The organism is Pseudomonas sp. K5002, assembly GCF_013386655.1.
GTDB lineage: Bacteria > Pseudomonadota > Gammaproteobacteria > Pseudomonadales > Pseudomonadaceae > Aquipseudomonas.
Map to the genome: position 1 here is coordinate 1 of NZ_JACARK010001739.1, position 323 is coordinate 323.

Here is a 323-nt window from a genome sequence, read left to right on the forward strand (position 1 = left end):
CTCACGCCAGCGGCACCCTGGAAAAAGGCGCGCGCCACCAACTGGCGGAAATCGCCCAGATGACCGGTTCCATGCAGCGCATGGAAGATGCCATGGGCCATATCGCCGTGCACGTGGAGCATGCCGTCGAGCACGCGGGGCAAGCCAGCCAGCAGATCATCCGTGGCCAGGAAAGCGTCGGCCGTGCCCAGCTGGAAATCACTCAGCTCGCCACCCGCCTCCACGACACTAACGAGACGGTCGAAGGGCTGGCCGTGCAGGCCGAACAAATCGGCTCGGTGCTGGAGGTGATCAACAGCATCGCCAACCAGACCAACCTGCTG

Annotated in this window: 1 pseudogene; it reads left to right on the plus strand. The window is 64.1% G+C overall.

Features of this window, described 5'->3' with window-relative positions:
* A pseudogene (locus HX846_RS39020) lies at positions 1-323 on the plus strand (methyl-accepting chemotaxis protein); the annotation flags it as partial.